Genomic DNA, 3,453 nt, shown 5'->3' with positions numbered 1-3,453 from the left:
CTTCTGGAACGCAGCGCGTTCGGCCGCCGAACGTGCGATCGAGCTGGGCCGCAACGCCTGCCGTGCCGCCGATGTGCAGTGGCTGGACCAGGCGGTGCACGCCACGGGCCTGCGCTTGTCGCGCGGGGAAGACGGACGCCTCGGCTTCGAGCGCACCTTCAAGTTCGAGTATTCCTACGACGGCATCGATCGCCATGTCGGCCGCATGGTGCTGCGCGGCGACCAGCTGGTTTCATTTACCGGCCCGGGCGCGGCACGGATCAGCCAGATCCGTGCGGACAACGAAGAGGCCGAGGATGTGTAGGGGCTGAAGGTGTGCCGACCAACGGTCGGCCCCACCATTACTTGACCACGCGCAGGGTCGGACGGCCTTTCGGCGGCGGACCAGCGGGCGGCGTGTCGTCCGGCGGCGCCTGCTCATCGTCGTGCAGCAGCTCATCACTGGCCGGCGCCGGATCGCCACCGGGAATGTCATCCGGCAGGGCCATGCCCTGCCCGGTTTCGCGGGCATATACCGCCAGTACGGCGCTGATCGGCACCTGCACCGGATAGCTGGTGCCGGAGAAGCGCGCCGAGAAGCTCACCGACTCGTTGTCGATCACCAGCCGTACCACCGCGCGTTCGGCGATGTTGAGCACCACCCGGCCATCCTTGATGGCTGAAGGCGGAACCTGCACGCCGGGAACGCCGGCGTCGACCAGGATGTGCGGCGTCAGCTGGTTGTCATTGATCCATTCCACCAGGGCCCGCAACAGGTACGGTCGGTGGCTGGTCATGTGGAAGAAGTCTTCGGTCATGCGTGAAGTGTAGCGCCCGACGCCCCGGCCGGGGCGGATCGCCTGCACGCCGGTCGGCGTGCAGACGGGAAAGCGGATGGCGGATCAGCCCGGCAGATCGCGCAGTTTCTTTTCCTGATCGGTCAGACTGCGGACGAAACCGGGGTGGCGGAAGATCCGGTTGCCATAGTCCTCGATCGCCTTGCCGTCCTTCGGCAACGGCACATCAAGCGACTGCAGGCGCCAGATGATCGGCGCCATCGCGCAGTCGGCCAGGCTCATTTCCGGGTTGAGGAAGAACTTGCTGGCCTTGAACAACGGCAGCGAGGCCGTCAACAGTTCCTTCAGCCGCTTTCGCCCTGCCTCGGCCTGGGTCTTGTTGCCCAGCTGGATCGCCTGCACCTGCGGCACCCAGTCGTGTTCGATACGCAGCATGGCCAGGCGGATCCGCGCGCGCGACAGCGGGTCAACCGGCATCAGCGGCGGATGCGGATAGCGCTCGTCCAGATACTCGCTGACCACCGACGCGGCATACAGCACCAGCTCGCGCTCGACCAGGGTCGGCACCGAGTGGTACGGATTGAGATCGATCAGATCTTCCGGCGGGTTCTGTGGATCCACCGGTACGAAGTCGAAACTCACGCCCTTGGCCGCCAGCACCAGGCGCACACGGTGGCACAGTACATCGTCGTTCGAGGAAAACAGCGTCAGTGTATTGCGCATGCGTACGCTCGCCGCCATCAAAGGCTCTCCTACGACAGGAGACCGCCTGCCGTATCGGCGCCGCCAGCACCGTGCTGACGGTCGACTCCTCCCCGAGTGTGCAACCGACCATCACAAAAGCCAATAGGCCCGTTGCGATGGCCGGCCCTGGATCAGTGCACGTCCTTCCAGTATTCCTTCTTCAACAGGTACACCAGGAAGGTCAGCAGGGCCAGGAACAGGATCACCCAGACACCGAGCTGCTGCCGCTTCAGCGCGGCCGGCTCGCCGGCGTATTCAAGGAAGTTGGTGATGTCGCGCACGGCCTGGTCGTACTGCGCCGCATCGACCGAACCCGGRCTTTCGATGCGCAGGCCCGTCACCGGCGGGTCCATGCCCGCTGCTTCGGCCTTGCCATGTACCGCATGCTGCAGGCCCTGCATCTCCCACAACGGATTGGGCATGGATGCGTTGGCGAACAGCGCATTGTTCCAGCCCAGCGGGCGGCTGCTGTCCAGGTAGAACGACTTCAGGTAGGTGTAGATCCAGTCGCTGCCGCGCACCCGGGAAATCAGGCTCAGGTCCGGCGGCATCTTGCCGAACCACTTTTCGGCCTGCTCCTTGGGCATCGCCACAGGCACCGGATCGCCGATCGCCGAGCCGGTGAAGTTGAGGTTGTTCATCACCTCTTCCTCGCTCAGCCCCAGGTCCTCGCCCATCCGCGAATAGCGCAGGTACTTCAGTGCATGACAGCCACTGCAGTAGTTCATGTACAACTGGGCGCCGCGCTGCAGCGACGCCCGGTCACCCAGGTCGTTACCGGCCTGCAGGAGCTTGGTGCCGCCCTCGGCGGCCATGGCCAGGGTACTGCCCAGCATCAGGGCGGCCGCCAGGGCCAGCCGGACCATCCAGCGCTCAGTCATGCGTGGTCACCCTTTCCGGTACCGGCTTGGTCTTGTCCAGCCTTGTCCATATCGGCATGGTGATGAAGAAGGCAAAGTACAGGAAGGTCAGCACCCGCCCGACATAGGTCTCGTGTGCATCGGTACCAGGACCGGAACCGATCACCATCAGCCACGCAAAGCACACCACGAACATGCCCAGCAGGCCGCGCGACAGCCAGCCGCGGTAGCGGTAGGACTTGACCTTGGCCCGGTCCAGCCAGGGCACCAGGAACAGGATGGCGATGGCCGAGAACATCACGATCACGCCACCCAGTTTGTTCGGCACCACCCGCAACATCGCGTAGTACGGCGTGTAGTACCAGACCGGCTTGATGTGCTCGGGGGTGACCAGGCGATTGGCTTCGGTGAAGTTGTCGTGTTCCAGGAACAGGCCACCGAAGGCCGGTGCGAAGAAGATGATGAAGGCCGCGATGATCAGCAGGAAGCCCGCACCGACGCCGTCCTTGAGTGTGTAGTAGGGATGGAACGGGATGCCGTCGGTCGGCGCGTTCGGTGACCAGCGGTTGCCCTTCGGGCCCTTCTTGATCTCCACGCCATCGGGATTGTTCGATCCCACTTCATGCAGCGCGCCCAGGTRCAGCACCACCAGCAGCAGCAGGACCAGCGGCAGCGCGATCACGTGCAGTGCGAAGAACCGGTTGAGCGTGGCGTCGCTGGGCAGGTAATCGCCCATGATCCATTCGGTCAGGCCGTTGCCGATCACCGGAATGGCGCCGAACAGCGAGATGATCACCTTGGCGCCCCAGAACGACATCTGGCCCCACGGCAGCACGTAGCCCATGAAGGCTTCGGCCATCAACACCAGGTAGATCAGCATGCCCAGGATCCACACCAGTTCGCGTGGCTTCTGGTAGCTGCCATACAGCAGCCCGCGGAACATGTGCAGGTAGACCACGATGAAGAACAGCGAGGCACCGGTGGAGTGCATGTAGCGGATCAGCCAGCCCCACTCCACGTCACGCATGATGTATTCGATGGAGGCGAATGCTTCGGCGGCATTCGTCTTGTAG

General features: G+C 64.0%; 5 protein-coding genes. 1 reads left to right on the top strand and 4 read right to left on the bottom strand.

Features of this window, described 5'->3' with window-relative positions:
* Positions 1–304 (top strand): DUF3301 domain-containing protein (locus AC1VAN_RS15545; RefSeq protein ID WP_480986140.1); only part of this gene is annotated, 304 nt, incomplete at its 5' end.
* Positions 305–341: 37 nt separating this feature from the next.
* Here the strand turns inward: AC1VAN_RS15545 and AC1VAN_RS15540 are convergent.
* From AC1VAN_RS15540 to AC1VAN_RS15525, 4 genes are all read right to left on the bottom strand, one after another.
* The gene (locus AC1VAN_RS15540) at positions 342–797 is read right to left on the bottom strand and encodes a ClpXP protease specificity-enhancing factor (RefSeq protein ID WP_032975698.1); all 456 of its coding nucleotides are present in this window, start codon (positions 795–797) and stop codon (positions 342–344) included.
* An 84-nt stretch (positions 798–881) separates the two neighbouring features.
* Positions 882–1,517 carry a glutathione S-transferase N-terminal domain-containing protein gene (locus AC1VAN_RS15535; protein ID WP_025875280.1) on the bottom strand — a complete coding sequence of 212 codons (636 nt, stop codon included), beginning with the start codon at positions 1,515–1,517 and terminating at the stop codon, positions 882–884.
* Positions 1,518–1,651: 134 nt separating this feature from the next.
* Positions 1,652–2,401, bottom strand: a complete 750-nt coding sequence (locus AC1VAN_RS15530; RefSeq protein WP_025875282.1) for a cytochrome c1 — start codon at positions 2,399–2,401, stop codon at positions 1,652–1,654.
* Positions 2,394–3,453, bottom strand: a 1,060-nt coding sequence (locus AC1VAN_RS15525; protein WP_480986139.1) for a cytochrome b, incomplete at its 5' end; no start/stop codon positions are given. The genes AC1VAN_RS15530 and AC1VAN_RS15525, both read right to left, overlap by 8 nt.

The sequence above is a fragment of the Stenotrophomonas sp. 05L44_2 genome, assembly GCF_056665995.1.
Note: the sequence above shows the minus strand (reverse complement) of the source record. Positions and strands in the feature narration are given on the sequence as shown.